At 42.6% G+C, this 16,505-nt stretch carries 14 protein-coding genes and 1 pseudogene; 9 read left to right on the top strand and 6 right to left on the bottom strand.

The genetic code is table 11. The annotated features are described in order from the left end of the window. The 5 genes from arsS (at position 1) to RMX98_RS24225 (ending at position 2,608) form a co-directional block, all read left to right on the top strand. Positions 1-1,008 carry an arsenosugar biosynthesis radical SAM (seleno)protein ArsS gene (gene arsS, locus RMX98_RS24205; protein ID WP_322681536.1) on the top strand — a complete coding sequence of 336 codons (1,008 nt, stop codon included), beginning with the start codon at positions 1-3 and terminating at the stop codon, positions 1,006-1,008. Between the two features lie 59 nt (positions 1,009-1,067). Continuing rightward, on the top strand, positions 1,068-1,274 hold the full coding sequence (locus tag RMX98_RS24210) for a hypothetical protein (protein ID WP_322681535.1): 207 nt from the start codon (positions 1,068-1,070) through the stop codon (positions 1,272-1,274). Positions 1,275-1,280: 6 nt separating this feature from the next. Next, positions 1,281-2,051 (top strand): SDR family NAD(P)-dependent oxidoreductase, encoded by a 771-nt coding sequence (locus RMX98_RS24215; RefSeq protein WP_322681534.1) that lies wholly within the window; start codon positions 1,281-1,283, stop codon positions 2,049-2,051. Between the two features lie 62 nt (positions 2,052-2,113). Continuing rightward, positions 2,114-2,431, top strand: a complete 318-nt coding sequence (locus tag RMX98_RS24220; RefSeq protein ID WP_409881478.1) for a hypothetical protein — start codon at positions 2,114-2,116, stop codon at positions 2,429-2,431. Positions 2,432-2,500: 69 nt separating this feature from the next. Beyond that, positions 2,501-2,608: a type II toxin-antitoxin system ParD family antitoxin gene (locus RMX98_RS24225; RefSeq protein ID WP_409881477.1), complete on the top strand. Its 108-nt coding sequence runs from the start codon at positions 2,501-2,503 to the stop codon at positions 2,606-2,608. 169 nt (positions 2,609-2,777) lie between these two features. On the opposite strand, the gene RMX98_RS24230 is transcribed toward RMX98_RS24225, so the two are convergent. The 4 genes from RMX98_RS24230 to atpD all read right to left on the bottom strand — a co-directional run bounded on the left by RMX98_RS24230 (position 2,778) and on the right by atpD (position 8,439). Continuing rightward, the gene (locus RMX98_RS24230; RefSeq protein WP_322681532.1) at positions 2,778-3,698 is read right to left on the bottom strand and encodes an alpha/beta hydrolase; all 921 of its coding nucleotides are present in this window, start codon (positions 3,696-3,698) and stop codon (positions 2,778-2,780) included. 126 nt (positions 3,699-3,824) lie between these two features. Further along, positions 3,825-5,933, bottom strand: a complete 2,109-nt coding sequence (locus RMX98_RS24235) for a flotillin family protein (RefSeq protein ID WP_322681531.1) — start codon at positions 5,931-5,933, stop codon at positions 3,825-3,827. A gap of 486 nt (positions 5,934-6,419) precedes the next feature. After that, a complete protein-coding gene (atpC, locus tag RMX98_RS24240) occupies positions 6,420-6,833 on the bottom strand; it encodes an ATP synthase F1 subunit epsilon (RefSeq protein ID WP_322681546.1) in 414 nt (137 codons plus the stop codon). 157 nt (positions 6,834-6,990) lie between these two features. Continuing rightward, positions 6,991-8,439 carry a F0F1 ATP synthase subunit beta gene (atpD, locus tag RMX98_RS24245; protein WP_322681530.1) on the bottom strand — a complete coding sequence of 483 codons (1,449 nt, stop codon included), beginning with the start codon at positions 8,437-8,439 and terminating at the stop codon, positions 6,991-6,993. Positions 8,440-9,288: 849 nt separating this feature from the next. On the opposite strand from atpD, the gene RMX98_RS24250 reads away from it, so the two are divergent. Continuing rightward, positions 9,289-10,113: a SirB1 family protein gene (locus tag RMX98_RS24250; protein WP_322681529.1), complete on the top strand. Its 825-nt coding sequence runs from the start codon at positions 9,289-9,291 to the stop codon at positions 10,111-10,113. 77 nt (positions 10,114-10,190) lie between these two features. Here the strand turns inward: RMX98_RS24250 and RMX98_RS24255 are convergent, their stop codons facing one another. Further along, complete coding sequence (locus RMX98_RS24255) at positions 10,191-10,631, bottom strand: SRPBCC family protein (RefSeq protein ID WP_322681528.1); 441 nt, start codon at positions 10,629-10,631, stop codon at positions 10,191-10,193. 340 nt (positions 10,632-10,971) lie between these two features. On the opposite strand from RMX98_RS24255, the gene RMX98_RS24260 reads away from it, so the two are divergent. The 3 genes and pseudogenes from RMX98_RS24260 to RMX98_RS24270 form a co-directional block, all read left to right on the top strand. Beyond that, positions 10,972-12,624, top strand: a complete 1,653-nt coding sequence (locus RMX98_RS24260) for a mechanosensitive ion channel (RefSeq protein ID WP_322681527.1) — start codon at positions 10,972-10,974, stop codon at positions 12,622-12,624. 623 nt (positions 12,625-13,247) lie between these two features. Beyond that, a complete protein-coding gene (locus tag RMX98_RS24265; protein ID WP_322681526.1) occupies positions 13,248-14,282 on the top strand; it encodes an HNH endonuclease in 1,035 nt (344 codons plus the stop codon). A 59-nt stretch (positions 14,283-14,341) separates the two neighbouring features. Continuing rightward, a pseudogene (locus RMX98_RS24270) lies at positions 14,342-14,648 on the top strand (DUF4351 domain-containing protein); the annotation flags it as partial. 272 nt (positions 14,649-14,920) lie between these two features. Here RMX98_RS24270 and RMX98_RS24275 read toward each other — a convergent pair. Beyond that, positions 14,921-16,402: a GTP-binding protein gene (locus RMX98_RS24275; protein WP_322681525.1), complete on the bottom strand. Its 1,482-nt coding sequence runs from the start codon at positions 16,400-16,402 to the stop codon at positions 14,921-14,923. Positions 16,403-16,505: the final 103 nt, after the last annotated feature.

Raw genomic sequence — 16,505 nt, forward strand, 5'->3', positions numbered from 1 at the left:
ATGCAAACTCAATCAAAAATTACACTAGATACAGCAGTTACACCGTTTAACCACAAACTCAGTTCTCCTTTGACAAAAAAAGGAATCACTGTTTTACAAATTAATTTAGGTAAGCGTTGTAACCTTGCCTGTACACACTGTCATGTGGAAGCAGGGCCAAAACGTACAGAAGAACTTTCTCCTAAAATTTGCGAACAATTGATTTCGCTAATTCAAAAATTTCCCGAAATTAAAATTGTGGATTTGACTGGTGGCGCGCCAGAAATGAACTATGGATTTAAGCCGCTAGTAGAAGCAGCAAGAGCAACTGGTAAACAAGTGATTGTCCGGTCTAATTTGACTATTTATTTTGAAGATGGATTTGGTGATTTACCAGAATACTTTGCTAAAAACCAAGTCAGGGTTGTAGCTTCTCTACCCTGCTACCTGGCAGATAATGTTGATAAAATGCGCGGTGCTGGTGTTTTTGATAGTTCAGTCAAAGCTTTGCAGTGGCTTAACCAAGTTGGCTATGGTAAAGAACCAAATTTAATTTTGGACTTGATATTTAATCCCCAGTTGCCCAGTGATGAAAATTTTTCCTTAGCTCCCGAACAGAGTAATCTAGAACGAAATTACAAAATGTTCTTACAAGAACATTTTAATATTGTGTTTAACAACCTCTTTACCATTACCAACCTCCCAGTTGGTAGAACTAAAATGCATTTAGAACGGAGAAAACTGTACACCAGTTATTTGAAGTTTTTAGAGTTGCATTTTAATCCCAGCACAGTTGAATATTTAATGTGTCGTGATGAACTTTCAATTGACTATCTGGGCAATGTATATGATTGCGACTTTAACCAAATGATGAATTTGCCTGCAAAAACTTGCAATGGTGAAACTTTAACGGTTGGCAAATTGTTAGAAGCTGGCAGTTTAGACCTGATTAGTGAGATACAAACAGCTGCTTATTGCTATGGTTGTACTGCTGGGTGTGGCTCTAGTTGTGGTGGCGCTTTGCTCTAAGAACTAGAGCATTTACTTTTGTGGCCCGATATCTCTGAGGAAGAGTCAGCATTTGTACATTGCTTCGCAGTTCGATACTGCTGGCTTGGGTTGTTGAATACTCACAAAGACTTAGTAAACGTTATTTACGTCTAGATTGCGATGCTTTGCGTTTGCGCCTAGGAGCAGTACATGAAGGCTTTGGTTTCCATCATCACAGCGACAGACAAGTTGGTGGTTATTTTGCCTCTCGCTATGAATATCAAATACTTCCACAAGTTACCTAAATTGATATGTCTTTTATCGATGAAATTAATCTTGCCAATGCCTTGATTATGGGAGCTAGTCAAGGTATTGGTTTGGGTTTTGTGAAAAAATTGCTACAAGATGACAAAATAGCTAAAGTTTATGCAACTTATCGTCAGCCGGAATCAGCCTCAGAGTTAATAACTCTTGCAGACGAATGTCCTGAGCGATTAATTTGTTTGGAGATAGATATTACTGACGAGTTACAGATTATTGAAGCTGTTCAAAAAATACATACTCAAGTTGACAAACTGCATTTAGTAGTCAACTGCGTAGGACTATTGCATGAAGATACTTTGCAACCTGAAAAAAGCTTAAGACAGATCAATTCAGAAAATTTGCTGCGCTACTTTCAGATAAATAGTATTGGTGCTGTCTTAATGGCTAAACATTTATTGCCTCTGTTTCGTCATGGAGAACGCAGCGTGTTCGCCACTATTTCTGCTAAATTGGGCAGTATTGGCGATAATCAACTTGGCGGATGGTACGGCTATCGGGCTTCTAAAGCAGCACTCAATATGTTGATGCGAACTGCGGCAATTGAGTATAAAAGAAGTTGTCCGAAAGCATTAATAGTAACATTGCATCCTGGTACAACTGATACCCGCCTTTCTCGTCCTTTCCAGGGAAATGTCCCTGCGGAAAAATTATTTTCAGTGGAACGCACCGTTACCCAATTATTGGATGTCATCGAACAGCTTCAAGAAGGCGATAGTGGACAGTTTTTCTCGTGGGATGGAAGCAGATTGCCTTGGTAACTGCGTTACGCTTGTGCTAGTAAAACTCACGTTATTTGTAACCAAAGCCTATGAAGTTTTTTGTGCCAGCAGCTAGGGATGATATCAAAGCAGAGCAAGTGTATGGTGCAATCGCTAAGTCACTCAAAGCACCAATAACCGAAAAGCGTATTTGGAAGTTACAGTGGCGCGATCGCGAAATTGATATGGAATGCGAGGTAGGTAAACCCTTACCATCCTCTTATCAAACCGGGAAAGAGCTAGTTATGGCAATCTTTGAATGCGAAAACTTTTATAAAATTTGTACTCTTACCCGTGGGGGAATAAAGGGAGAACCTATCTTGGTTAGCAAAAACTCTCTATCTTCAGCAACATATTTTTCAGATAATGTAAATAACTGACTTTGTATTTTAATAGGCGATCGCTCTGGTAATGTAGTAGATAAAACCGCCCACCAGATATCTCAAGGTATGACTAACATTCAGATTTCCTTACCTGAGTCGATGAAAGTCTTTGTCGAAGAACAAGTAGCTAAAGGCGGTTATAGTTCAGCATACCGTGAAAAGTCAGGTGCATGATGCCCGTCTCGTTGCTAATATGAAGGCAAATAGTGTGACGCATATTTTGACATTCAATACTAAAGATTTCGTTCGTTATGCGTCTGAAGGAATTGTAGGGGTTGATCCAACAACACTGTAGTTGTTATTTTTCAATATGCCTGCCTAAGCTACTTTTAAAATTTAGGTTCTAAGAACTGGGAAATTCTAACTCAACGCTTCCCCGTCCTAACTGTACCAGTTCAGATGGTAAGTGTCGCTCCAACCAATCTTCTAAATCAGCCATTACCTCGCGGTAATTTAGGTCACTCTGAAGTTCGTGATAGGCTCCCGGATATTCAATTCTCAGCTTATCTGTGTAGTTTACCCGTTGGTAAAAGATGTCACTTCCCGCAGGTAAAGCAACTCGGTCTGCACCGCCGTGGAGAATTAACAATGGTAATTGCCAATCACCTGTATGAGCATTAATCCAATCAACTGTTGCAAAGAATTCTGTAGCTAGACGGGCACTAGCAAGGGTATGTCGCAATGTATCCTGAGCGATCGCAGCTAAAACCTGCGGATCTCGTGAAGCAGTACTGATGTCAATGCCTGTATTCAGGGTGAAACGCGGCCACACCCGTGAGAGCATTTTTCCTAAAAGTACCCGAATCGGTGAAACCCCAACTTTTCCCAAGGTTGGCGCAAGAGCGATCGCACCCTGCAATAATGATGCTTGTTGGGGATGGCGCAGAATGTAATCTAAGACAATCACTCCGCCTAAACTATGACCCAAGAGAAAAACTGGGCATCCAGGATTCTGAGTCTGAATTAACTCTAAAAAGGCTCCCAAATCTTCACGAAACTCACCCCAAGCGTTAATATAACCTTGCTGACCTGGTGAGCGTCCATGACCACGCAAGTCTAAGGCGTAGACAGCATATTGCTTAGGTATTAAATGCTCAATTATATTACCGTAGCGATCGCCATGCCCTCCGAGTCCATGTGAAATTGCTAATATTGCCCGTACTTTACCCTCTGGATGCCAGCTTTGGTAATACAGGTCAATTCCTCCAACACCCTGAAATCTGCCTTCTCTACGAGACGCTAGGCGATCGCTGTGGTCAATCATAAGGTTGGTTTTTTATGTATCTTCCCAGCAAGCTATTAACATGTCAACATGTCTGGTAACACATCTTCTAAAAGTTACCAAATCCGAGCTTAGTAGAGGCGCATCGCTGTGCGCCTCTACCTGATATTACTTATCCTCTGGTGGAAAATTCACAACTATAGGTGGAAAATCTTTTTCTGGGGTTGGTTGTGTTTTGCTAACTACTGGTTGTGGATGTAAAGATGTTGATGTCAATTCAGCTTTACCAGTTTGATTCCATAAAATCATTGATAATAACCCATCGACTAAACCGTTATTGCTGCCGTTACTGCCAACTAAAATATCTGGAATTAAGCGGACATGGCGATCGCCGATAATTTGCATTAGCTGCATGGCTGTATAACCTTGTGAACCTAAGGCTTCTACACCAGCGCGGTAGGTTTCAGCTTTGGCGTTACCTGTGGCCCGAATACCTTCAGCTTCAGCAATTGCCCGGAGTTTTGTACCCTCCGCTTCACCATTCGCCTGCTTAATTTGGGCTTGGGCTTTTAACTCAGCTATATGTACACTCTGCTCCGATTTCACCATTTCTTGCTGGATATTAGCTAGTGCTGTTTCCCGGACAAGCTGCTGCCGTTGAGTTTGCGCCATCTGCTGGACTTCATAAGTCTTGCGTTCTTCTTCGGCAATTTTCCGGTCTGTCTGTGTCTGCATTAACGATGCTGGTGGCTGAATATCACCAATCAGAGTGTCGATCGCTTGCACGTCATAAGCTCGTAATGCTGCTTTAATATACTCAGCAGCTTCAGCTTGCCGTTCACTCCGAGCAGTCAGAAAGTCTAGTACAGTATAGTCTTGGGCTGAGTTACGGAAATAATTACCGATAGTGGGTTCTAGTACATGGTCTACCAGATTTTGCATTGCACCAACGCGAGAAATTACCTTCGGCGCATCTAAAGCACCCACATGAATAATTTGCGCTACTTCCAAATCAAAGGCAAACCCATCTCGCGATCGCACTGTTAAAGAAGCCAGTTTAGCATCATAGCTGTGGCGTTCAGTCCGACCTGACCAGTTTAAGACGATGTTGGTCGTTGGCACCAGTTCAATTTTCATAATCCGGGAATTAATCGGATGCTTACCAGGATATAGCGGTTCGACCCACACACCTTTATGTCCTGGATTTACCAAGTTACCGTGAGTGAAAGCTGCACCACTGACATCTTGATGTGCTTTACCCACGAAAGAAATCACCACACCCACATACCCAATGGGAATTTCCGTCATCGGTACTTGTTCAACTTGGACAAACCAAGGGTTCAAGTTCCAAGAACCAGAAAGCAAGGTCTGTTCTTGTAAACCTCGCCGCCCACCTCCATTAATAAATTTCTGACCATTCTGGAAGTTGTCGTGTCCGTCAATTGTTGGGCCTGCGAGTTCACCAGCAGAAATTGGTACACCATCTAAGGTAGTGACGATGCCAACTTTGTCAGATGCCAGACTGTACACCCGTAACTGTTCACCAGTCATGCCATGAGCGCTAGCATTTGATGCCATGATCACTTTAAACAGGGCGGTGTTAATCCGGTACGTACCAGCCGTGAGAAAACCCATTTGTCGCCCTTTTTCTCCGCCTTGGGTGAGGAATTTGCGAGCATCTTGGAAGTTGTCACAAGTCACAACTTTACCCAAAATCCGCTCTGGTGGGTTGGGTTGACCATCAGCTGCCACAATCAAAGCGATTTCCCCTTGGGGAACGACAATTACCGATTCTTTTTTTACAGAATATTGCCAGGGCCAATAGCCCCAGTGCCAACCAGGAGCTAAAGTATCTGCCTGTAAGCCAGCTTCGCCGTTGAGGGCAATCAAACTACCGGCGGGGAGTCCATGCCCAGAAAGGGTGAATTTCCTGACTACAATGCCGACTTCACGTTCGCCAATAACCACCAGTCCGCCAAAAAATAGGGGGAGGAATATGACTAAACCGCCAACCAAGAGGATGGGAACCAGCACAACAGGATCTACTCCAGCAGTTTGATATTGAGTCCTGCTAGTTTGTAACTGAGCAATATTTGGTGTAGTCTGATTTAGCTGGACAGTCGCCGAAGTGATTTCTTTTGCAGTAGTTATTTTGACAGAAGTAGCATTGGCAGAGTGAATACCACCAGCGATCGCCAATGTTGCTACGATAGATGCTGCAAAACGAGCTACCTTATTTTGTTTAGGCGTACCAAGCAAAGATGAAAAGCTTTTCATAATTTGTGCCCATTTGGGCAACTAATTAGCTAAGTTAACACTTCACTAAAGCTGGCTTCGATTTCTTAAACTTGGCGTAATTTTTTTAAAATAATAAATAAGGAGTCAGAATTCAGAATTCAGGATTCAGAATAAACTATTAAGCATATAAGAAAGCACATTGAGACCGCAGGGGGGCAGGGAACAAGGGAGAGGGGCAGAGGGGCAGAGGGGCAGAGGGGCAGAGGGGATTGAAGTTGGCACATTGAACTCTCCTCTGCTCCCCTGCTCCCCGGCTCCCCCGCTCCCCCGCCTGTTGCCTATTGCCTCTTCCCTATTGCCTATTGTCTAAATAAGTATGGCTACGCCACGCTACGCGAACAGAAATCAAATCGGATTGCTATATATTGAATTCTGACTCCTGAGTTCTGACTTCTGAGTTCTTCTTAATAAATATTTTGTAGGTTGGCTAATATCCAACCTACAAATTGGAAATAGAAAGTTAAATTAGACCGAACCGCCAGCAGCTTGAAACCGAGCGCGGGCGCGTTTGAAGGCTTGATTTGCCTGGATTTGGGCTTGGCGATCGTCTGCTGTCACTTGACTTAGACGTGCTTCGGCTTGGTTGTAAGCAGTACGGGCTTCATCAAGGTTAATTTTGTCGCCACGTTCAGCGCCGTTAACCAGAATTGTCACTTCATTTTCTTCGACTTCGGCAAAACCACCCAAAAGAGCGATCGCTTCCCAATTCTGATTTTTGGCGGCGCGGACTCGCATTACACCAGTATCTAGGGCGGTTAAAAGTGGGGCGTGTCCAGTTAGAATACCTAGTTGACCAGTAGTGCTAGGCAAAACGACTTCTTCAGCTGGAGCATCCCAGACTGTTTTATCTGGGGAAATTACACGAACGGTTAATGTCATTTGTCTTTTGTCCTTTGTCTGTTGTCTTTTGTCTTTTGTCCTTTGTCCTTTGTCCTTTGTCATTTGTAATTGCCATTAGTCATTAGCACTTGAACTAATGACTAATGACTCATGACCAATGACCAGCGACCAATGACCAATGACTAATGACTAATGACTAACCTTTGATTTTTGCAGCTTTGGCGATCGCTTCGTTAATATCGCCAACCAAGTAGAAAGCCTGTTCTGGCAGATCGTCCAATTCACCAGACAGAATCTTTTGGAAACCTTTGATGGTGTCTTCCAACTTCACGTATTTACCAGGAGAACCGGTGAATACTTCTGCGACAAAGAACGGCTGAGACAAGAAACGCTCAACTTTCCGGGCCCGCGCTACGATGAGACGGTCTTCTTCAGACAATTCATCTAGACCGAGAATGGCGATAATGTCTTGGAGTTCTTTATAACGTTGTAGAGTTGATTGCACCGCCCGTGCAGTATTGTAGTGTTCGTCACCGACAATATTGGGCTGGAGCATGGTGGAAGTTGAACCAAGGGGGTCAACTGCGGGATAAATTCCCTTAGCTGCTAAACCACGAGATAGTACTGTTGTACCGTCCAAGTGGGCGAAGGTGGTAGCAGGTGCGGGGTCGGTGAGGTCATCCGCAGGTACGTACACTGCTTGAATGGAGGTAATGGAACCCTCTGTAGTCGAGGTAATCCGCTCTTGCAGTTCACCTACGTCGGTTCCCAATGTAGGCTGATATCCTACCGCAGAAGGCATCCGACCCAGGAGCGCCGACACTTCCGAACCTGCTTGTACAAACCGGAAGATGTTGTCAATAAACAGCAGCACGTCCTGCTTGTTCACATCTCGGAAGTACTCTGCTACTGTCAATCCTGAAAGACCAACCCGCATTCTGGCTCCGGGTGGCTCGTTCATTTGACCGTAAACTAGAGCAATTTTTGACTCATTGAGGTTGTCTTTGTTGATAACCCCAGACTCAATCATTTCGTTGTAGAGGTCATTGCCTTCACGGGTGCGCTCACCCACGCCAGCAAAAACGGATACTCCACCGTGCTGAGTAGCGATGTTGTTGATCAACTCCATCATGATCACGGTTTTACCAACACCAGCACCGCCGAATAGACCAATCTTACCGCCGCGTCGATAGGGAGTCAGAAGGTCAACAACTTTAATCCCAGTCTCAAACACCGAAGGTTTGGTTTCCAGGTCGGTGAATTTGGGAGCAGAGCGGTGGATGGGTAAACTTGCCTCAGCATTTACTGGGCCTCTGTTGTCCACAGGTTCGCCAAGGACGTTGAAAATCCGACCCAAAGTGGCTTTCCCAACTGGCACGTTAATGGGAGCGCCTGTATCGGTGACTTCAAAACCGCGCACTAAGCCTTCGGTGGAACTCATCGCAACAGTCCGCACCTGGTTGTCGCCCAGCAGTTGCTGTACTTCAACGGTGATGTTGATTTCCTGTCCAGCTTCGTTGGTGCCTTGGATTTTCAAAGCGTTGTAGATTTGTGGCAATTTCCCGCCGGGAAATTTAACGTCTACAACTGGGCCAATGATTTGGGTAATGTAGCCAATGTTTGTTTTTTCTGCGGTTGTGACCATGCTGCGCCTAATGAGTGAAGCTAGATTTCAGATAAGGTCGTAGAAGACATAATAATAAGCAATGTCAACTTTCACTTTAGCACCGGACGGGGACATAACTCCCTTAGTAATTCCTTAAAAAGGAGTTTGGCGGCTGTGGTTATAGTCTTTATTCTGACCTTGATCCCTAATCTTATCTTTAGATGCGATCGCCCAGCTATCCGCGCTGTAGCTAAAAATGCCACTCTGTTAATTTTACTAAGTATTTATATTTATACAAAAAGCCAGATTTTGATACCTAGCTTTAACAAATTCTGCCATAGCAGGCGAAGATTTGGCCTTTCGCTGCGATCGCACATCCAAGCAGTATTTATTAGGCTACTGGCATAGTATTAACTTGATTTCAGCTAAAGTATATAGCCATGAGCATTATTGGTAAATAGAGTTGGAAAAACAAGTATTATTACTGGTATTCACTAAAAATTTATAATATTAATTTGTATTCTTACTAAAATATAAAAATTATCAAAACCATAGTATGTAAAGCTTTAACTGCGATGTTACAGCTACTACTAAATTAATAACTGTATAAAAGTTGTATAAATTTATCGGATTTTATGTCCAGTAATACATATTTGTATTACACAATATGCTTTGGATGGGCGCAGATCGTGATAGACATCACTAACAAGCCTATTCTGAATCCTGACTCCTGAATTCTGCTGTAAGACTATCTAAAAACTAAATTTCCAAAACTTGTGAATATCCATAAGATAAAGATAGATACAAAAACTACTTTTAGCCAAGCCGCGATGCCTGATTTAGGCGTAGCTACGGCTTCACCCTCACACTTTCAGCGAGCGACAGCTTATGAATTTCTCGTCAGCACGACAATATTTTTATCAGGAGATTCAGCAGTCTGACGAACACATTGAGTTAGCAAAGGCAGCTCTGTATATTGCACTAGAAGAATATCCCAATCTAGACCTAGAAGAATATCTCAATGCCCTTGATACAATGGCATGGGAGCTACAAGAACGCTTGCCTGATTCACGATATCCTTTGCGGATAGTTCAAAGTATTAATCAGTATCTATACGAAGATTTAAAATTTTCTGGTAATAAAATTGACTATTACGACCCGCGCAACAGCTTTTTCAATGATGTAATTGACCGCCGATTAGGAATTCCCATTAGCTTGGCGTTGGTTTACCTAGAGGTTGCTCGACGGATTGATTTTCCGATGGTAGGTGTAGGAATGCCAGGACATTTCCTGATTCGCCCAGATATTCCCGATATAGAGATTTTTGTGGATGCTTTTAATGGCGGTGAAATAATATTTGCCCAAGATTGTGAAGAACGCCTATCTCAACTTTATCAGCAACCTGTAACGCTACAACCAGAATTTTTAGCTGTAGTCAGTAATCGGCAATTTTTGGCAAGGATGCTGACAAATTTAAAATTTATTTATCTTAAACAGCAAGAGTTAGAAAAAACCCTAGCAGCAGTTGAACGAATTTTGTTGCTGTTTCCTGGCTTAACTTTAGAATTGCGCGATCGCGGCTTGATCTATTATCAACTCGGTTACTACCCCCAAGCCGTAGACGACTTACAAAATTATTTAGCAAAAGTTCCTGATGCCGAAGATGCGTCTGTGATTAGGCGGCTACTTACCGAATTGGGTAAAGAGAAGTAGGGAATGGAGAGCAGGGGGAGCAGAGGAGCAGAGGAGGCAGGGGGAGAAATAAGCAATGCTCAATGCTCAATTACGAATTAGGAATTTTCTGCGACTCGTTTGAGCCGACGCAGCTGGGCTTGCATATCTTCTTTTGTCCAAGATGCAGCAAAGGTGTTGAAACCCCAGCTAACTAAGGGGTTGGGGATATCGTACTCAAAGCGGTTCAATAGAAGCGTTCCCTTTTCTATAGGTTGACATTCCCAGCGATCGCGCCCTTGAAAAAATCCCTGAAATTCCCAGACTACCAAACCCGGTTGCCGTTCTACAACTACGCTATTCAATGTGGGTTTCAGTAAAGGAATTTGAATAATAAAACGACTTTTACTGCCGATATTAGTACTCCAAGCTTCACCCACAGGTTCGCAACGGAGTACGGGGTTGAGCCAACGGTGCATGAGAGTCAAATCGCTAATACAGCGCTCCACCACCGTAGCTGTAGCATTAATTTGAATCGATTGTTCCAAAACTTGGGACATTCTATAGCAATCCGATTTGATTTCTAAACTTATTTGTGTAAGAGGCAATAGGCAATAGGGAAGGAGGCAATAGGCAATAGGCACTCTTGCAACAGTCAAGAAGGCTCCTTGAGTTGTACTGAATTTTTTCAGAAATCAAACCTATATATCTCGATGCTGTTGCTGCAATTAGAGTAACGCAAAATTCAGCACTGTCAGTAGATTAAATCAAATATTTAGTAACAAAGTCCAAAATTAGTCTTGATATCAATCAATATATGTGTGTTTTTACTGGTAAATTGATAGGCAAAACACTGAGTCAGTGTTTGCGGCGAATACTTAAGCATAATTCCCGAAAACCATGAACACAACTTGGCAAGAAATAACCCAGGTGATTGGAGTTAGTTTATCCACAAGGGTGCAGCCATTTTTGGCACAATCGCCCAGCCTGCAACCAGTGCAACCAGCAATAAATCAAGGAATCGCTGATGTGCAAGGTATTGTACAACAGTTGATTCTGTTTACGCCTCGTTTATTAGGGGCAGTGGCAATTTTGTTAGTGGGTTGGCTAATTGCAGCGATCGCAGCAGCAGTGACGCAAGGAATTCTCAAGCGCACAAACATAGATAACCGCATTGCCTCAGGGATAACGGGTCGTCAGGATGTTCCCCAAGTTGAGAAATTCATCTCCAGCTTAGTCTTTTGGAGCATTCTCCTTTTGACTGCGGTAGCTGTTTTACAGACATTGGATTTGGAAATTGCTTCTCGACCCCTCAATAGTTTTCTCGATCAACTGATTGGCTTTTTGCCAAAGTTAGTTGGCGCGGGAATCCTTTTGGCAGCCGCCTGGTTTTTGGCGACAATTGTGAAGATTATCACTGTGCGCTCATTACAGGCATTTAACCTGGATGAGCGTTTGAATCCAGAACCAGAAAACAGCGCACCCAGCCTCAATCAGGTGTCTCTGAGTGAGACGATTGGCAATGCTCTGTATTGGTTTATATTTTTACTGTTTCTTGCCCCAGTTTTGGATACTCTTGGACTCAGGCAGGCTCTACAACCAGTACAAGCTCTGATTACACAAATTCTGCTAATTCTGCCGAACATTTTAGCGGCGATCTTAATTGCTGTAGTTGGCTGGTTCATCGCTAATGTCGTGCGGCGAATTGTAACGAACTTACTGGCAACAACTGGCATCGACCATTTAGGTAGTCGCTTGGGATTATCTACAAGTGCGGGAGTGCAACCTCTATCCAGTATTATCGGCACAATTGTCTATGTTTTAATTTTGATTCCTGTGGCGATCGCAGCGCTGAATGCCTTGCGAATTGATGCGATATCTGTCCCGGCGATCGCCATGCTGCAACAGGTTCTCAACGCTCTACCCGCCATCTTTACAGCCGTGGCAATTTTGATTGTTGCCTATTTCGTCGGGCGATTTATTGCAGATTTGGTTACAAGTATCCTCACCAATTTAGGCTTTAATAACATTTTCACTATCCTGGGTCTAACAACACCCAGCAGACGAATTGAAATTTCAACTGAACCAACAAACTCCCCAATTTCAACTCGCACTCCATCGGAAATTGTAGGCATTGTTGCTTTAGTGGGGATCATGCTGTTTGCCACGGTGGCGGCGGTGAATATCTTGAATATTCCAGCCCTGACAGCATTAGTGTCTGGGATTGTGATTATATTCGGGCGGATTTTGGCGGGATTGGTAATTTTTGCCATTGGCTTATTCCTGGCAAATCTGGCTTTTAACATCATTACCAGTTCTGGCGACCGCCAAGCCCAGATTTTGGGACAAGTGGCGCGGATTGCAATTATTGCCTTAGTCTCGGCAATGGCACTGCAACAGATCGGAGTTGCCAGTGATATTGTGAATTTAGCCTTTGGACTTTTACTAGGTGCGATCGCAGTTGCTATTGCCCTAGCTTTTGGTCTTGGAGGGCGCGATATTGCAAGAGAGCAAGTTCAAGAATGGCTAAACTCTTTCAAAGGTAGAAACTAAAAGTTGATGAAGGCGCAATTTCATCTGTAAATCTGGAAAAGTGCAGTCGTAAGCATCAATAGCGCAGAAAATCTATCGGCAATTTTGCTTAATAGGTTGAAAGTTAGAAGCTCAGAAACTCGGAGTTTGAGTATAGAACTGGGAATGTCATGTTCTGAAACTCAAGTTCCGAGTTTCAAAGCTCAATTTAATTGGATTTTCCTAGTCAGCATTTTTAGCGGCGTAATTGAGAAATTCCTGAATAAATTATTATATCGAATAAGTCTGCTTTGTATGAAGAAAAATTATGCTGTTGAGGCTGTAATAATAACTCCATCATTTGAAGAACTAAAAACAAATGGAGCATCTTTTACTAAATCGCTAAACCTCAAACCATGAGACTATTTTTTAGCAATTGGTATGACCATTACTGATAGTCGATTTACAAGTTTATGGCTAAGACTGCATAATAGCGTCATCTGCTGTCCATAGTTGGACAGTAAAGTTTTTGGAAGCAACATATAGAAATAATATAAAATGATTACTATATCTTTAAAAATTTTGTAAGTAAATTCGTCATTAATGCTGAGGTGCTTCTTAGTTTGAGAAAGAGAAACTGGAGCAAACACTCTACAGCAGAAAACATGGATTTTATCAACCAAGCACAGAAGTTGGCAGATACAGTTAGAGATAAAGCTCAAGAAACAGCCAGCAATGTAATAAACGGGATGGATGAGGTAGTTGATGGAATCAAGAACGCTACTAGCGAGATGACTACTTCAAGTGTCCATGCAGTTAATGATTTGCAAAGTTTGTCAACCATAGCAGTACAGTCAAGTTTTGAAACTGTTCAAAATGTTAGTAAAACATTTCAACAAACTGCTGTTGGAGTTGCCGCATCTAGCATGGTTATGGCTGATGCTTTGCAAAATTTACCAAAGACAGCTGCCGAATTAGCCCAAGAGATGCCCAAGATTGCAAATAGGCTGAGATATCGTGCTGGTGTTCGGGTACGAGACTTACCTCGCTCTGATGCAGATGTCATGAAGCTTTTTGAGAAAATTCCTGGCATATCAAAGCTTGGAGGTAAAGAATATACAATTCGTCAATTTCTTAGAGATAAGCATGGTAGTCACATCAAGCCACGTTCCCAAGGTGGATCGAATGCTGCTGATAATATTCTTTGGGAAGTAGGTGTTGACAATCTCCGCCGAGGAGCCAAAGTAATGACTGTTGGCGAACAGTTTTATATTCGAGTTTATAATGCGGTAGATTCTATTGTTAGCAATTCTGGGACAATAGCGAAACTTGGGATTACTGCAACGGGAACAGCTATTCTCACTCAGGTTGTAGTCACGGCGATTTCTTATTCTTTGGATCTTTATCGGGGTGATATTACTGTTGAAGAGTATAAAAATCTAATTTTTGAAGCAGCAAAGGCAGCAGGTATTGCGACACCAATTGTTTTTTTGGTCTTGGTAGCTGTGTTAGCTTTATTTCCAGAATTTACAGTTATTTTGTCAGCACCAGTGGTTGTTGCAGGCTTCAATGCTTTATTTGGTATTAGTATTGCTACACCCATCATTCAATCGCTAGTTCGTCATATCGAAGCTGGAGGTTTTGGCATAGAAACTGCTAATGCTTACAAAACTGCATTTGATGATATTTCTGCGCTTTAAAATAAGCTATTCCAGCCTAATTAGAGTGGGTGTCTTGCCTGCCCATAGCCAAATACAGGGCCGAGAAAATTGCTAAAATTTCAGATATCGAAACCAGACAAAATACTGCTGCTTATACAGAGATTTTAGCATGGTTGAAGTTTGAGAAAGATTTTATTAATCAATTATTGCGGGAGGATTTTATGCAAAAATTCAGTGATTTATCAAGATATTTTCCAGAAAGGAGAACAACAAGAAGCTTTTCGCTTCTTAAATCGTCAGTTAAATCGGTGAGTTGGAGAAATTGATTCATCAATAGTTGAGATAATTCGAGTCTCATCTACTGAACAATTAGGAGAAGAATTTTTAGATTCTTCAAATGTATAGCAATCCTAAATAATTCGTGAAAAAAATCTGTTGCCTATTGCCTATTCCCTATTGCCTACCTTCACGACTAATTTCACAGATCAAATAGGATTGCTATATTTGATTTAGTTGCTTGGCTTGAGCAAAATACAAGTAGCTAAAATAATTTGTAATTTGTAATTACGAATTAGTTCAAGTAAGCTTAGACGCACTCTGTTTTAACCGGAGAAGTCAGTGGCGTGATATAGGAATATTCTCAGGATAAATATAGCTAACCAAACCTTATTTATGCATCACTTTTTGAGTTTTACTTTGTGGAGTAATTCATCTTTAATGCGGTTAAGAATTGAAGCTTCATCCAAGTTTGCCAAAATCCGATTAATCACTGCTTTCGGGCCATCGGGCCCCCAAGTTGCGCCATTGGCTAAATAAACTTTGGTAACTTGTCCAATACCGTAAGAAGAAACACCAGCTACTCCCCCTTGGGTGAGTGCCACCGATACATAAGGGCCTAGCGCAATGCCACCCGTAGCTGTTGCAGAGATTCCCAGTAAAGTTTTTAATCCACTCAAGCCTAGATTTGCTAACAATTCACTAGCACCGATGCCGCCCATACTCAGGGCGATTTTTTGTAGCAATTGTACAGCCCCGGCTTCCGTCATGGAGAAGCCATAGAGTTTAGATAAACCCAAAATCAGAGCAATATCAATAACCACACTACTCAGAATATCTACCACAGTTACAGGATTGAGTGCGATCGCTAATGCCTTAGTCATCACAGCTTTCCAAATCAACTGATTAGCATTCTGTTCCCGAATCATCAGTTTTCGCTCGATTAACTGCTCATTTACAATATCGGCATAAAGCATGGTATTAAGAGCAACCAAAGCTTTGCCCTCACGATGCAGAATTTCCAAGATTTTCAGCTTCAGTTCCTCGACTTGGGCATTCCCTGTACGTAACTGTATGCCCCTCGTACCATCAGGGCGACGAATCGCCGTCTTCACCAATGGCGATGCCGCAGCCATAACAATTTCCAAAGGTGTGAGTAATTCCCGCACCCTTTCATCCCGGATTTTGTGATAAATTGCCATCCGGTCTGCTTCTGGATACTGGTCTACTTTGTTAAACACCAGAATGATCGGTTTACCTGCTTCCCGCAACTGAGAAAGAGCCATGTATTCCAGTTTTGTCATATCGCCAGATATCACAAACAGAATCAAATCTGCTTGTTTGGCAATCTGTTCAGCTAAGGCGGCGCGGGTTGCACCATCTACTTCATCTAACCCAGGAGTATCAATTAATTCCACCTGGGATTGACCTACACCAGGGAGAGTGACACGCAAAGCACGTTCAGTTTCCCCAATCATCTCTTCGCTAATACTCCAATTAACTGTTTGTGCAGTCCGGGTGACACCGTGTAGCGGCCCAGTTTCAAATACCGTTTGCCCAATCAAAGAATTGAGTAGCGAAGACTTCCCACGTCCTACCATCCCAAAAGCCGCAATCTGCACCACCATCCGGTCTAACTTTCCCAGCATGGTTTCCAAATCAGCAATTTCTGCCTCTAACCCGCTTTTTTCCTGGGGAGTAAGGTCGAGATTGGCTACCAAGTTTCGCAACGCTGTTTGCGCTTGTTTATAGTTCAGTTCCGTCTGAATATCTTCAAAACTGAAAATAGCACTATCCAATTCTTCCTCCCAGCTGAGAGAATTTCCGTCAGTGTTAGCAGAATCGCTTTGATGAGGTTCAGGCACGGGTAATGGCGAAGTCATATTAATTTGAGATTTTAGATTTTAAATTTTAGATTTTAAATTTTAGATACAGTTCATTTACTATCCTAGTTATTTTTATGAGGGGTTTGGCGAGACGATGCAG

Source organism: Nostoc sp. DedQUE02, assembly GCF_034531035.1.
GTDB lineage: Bacteria > Cyanobacteriota > Cyanobacteriia > Cyanobacteriales > Nostocaceae > Nostoc.

Coding starts and splice junctions, on each gene's coding strand:
- RMX98_RS24225 (WP_409881477.1), top strand. CDS start 2,501: ATGACTAACATTCAGATTTCCTTACCTGAGTCGATGAAAGTCTTTGTC.
- RMX98_RS24230 (WP_322681532.1), bottom strand. CDS start 3,698: ATGATTGACCACAGCGATCGCCTAGCGTCTCGTAGAGAAGGCAGATTT.
- RMX98_RS24260 (WP_322681527.1), top strand. CDS start 10,972: ATGAACACAACTTGGCAAGAAATAACCCAGGTGATTGGAGTTAGTTTA.
- atpD (WP_322681530.1), bottom strand. CDS start 8,439: ATGGTCACAACCGCAGAAAAAACAAACATTGGCTACATTACCCAAATC.
- atpC (WP_322681546.1), bottom strand. CDS start 6,833: ATGACATTAACCGTTCGTGTAATTTCCCCAGATAAAACAGTCTGGGAT.
- RMX98_RS24265 (WP_322681526.1), top strand. CDS start 13,248: ATGGATTTTATCAACCAAGCACAGAAGTTGGCAGATACAGTTAGAGAT.
- RMX98_RS24215 (WP_322681534.1), top strand. CDS start 1,281: ATGTCTTTTATCGATGAAATTAATCTTGCCAATGCCTTGATTATGGGA.
- RMX98_RS24235 (WP_322681531.1), bottom strand. CDS start 5,933: ATGAAAAGCTTTTCATCTTTGCTTGGTACGCCTAAACAAAATAAGGTA.
- RMX98_RS24250 (WP_322681529.1), top strand. CDS start 9,289: ATGAATTTCTCGTCAGCACGACAATATTTTTATCAGGAGATTCAGCAG.
- RMX98_RS24255 (WP_322681528.1), bottom strand. CDS start 10,631: ATGTCCCAAGTTTTGGAACAATCGATTCAAATTAATGCTACAGCTACG.
- RMX98_RS24275 (WP_322681525.1), bottom strand. CDS start 16,402: ATGACTTCGCCATTACCCGTGCCTGAACCTCATCAAAGCGATTCTGCT.
- arsS (WP_322681536.1), top strand. CDS start 1: ATGCAAACTCAATCAAAAATTACACTAGATACAGCAGTTACACCGTTT.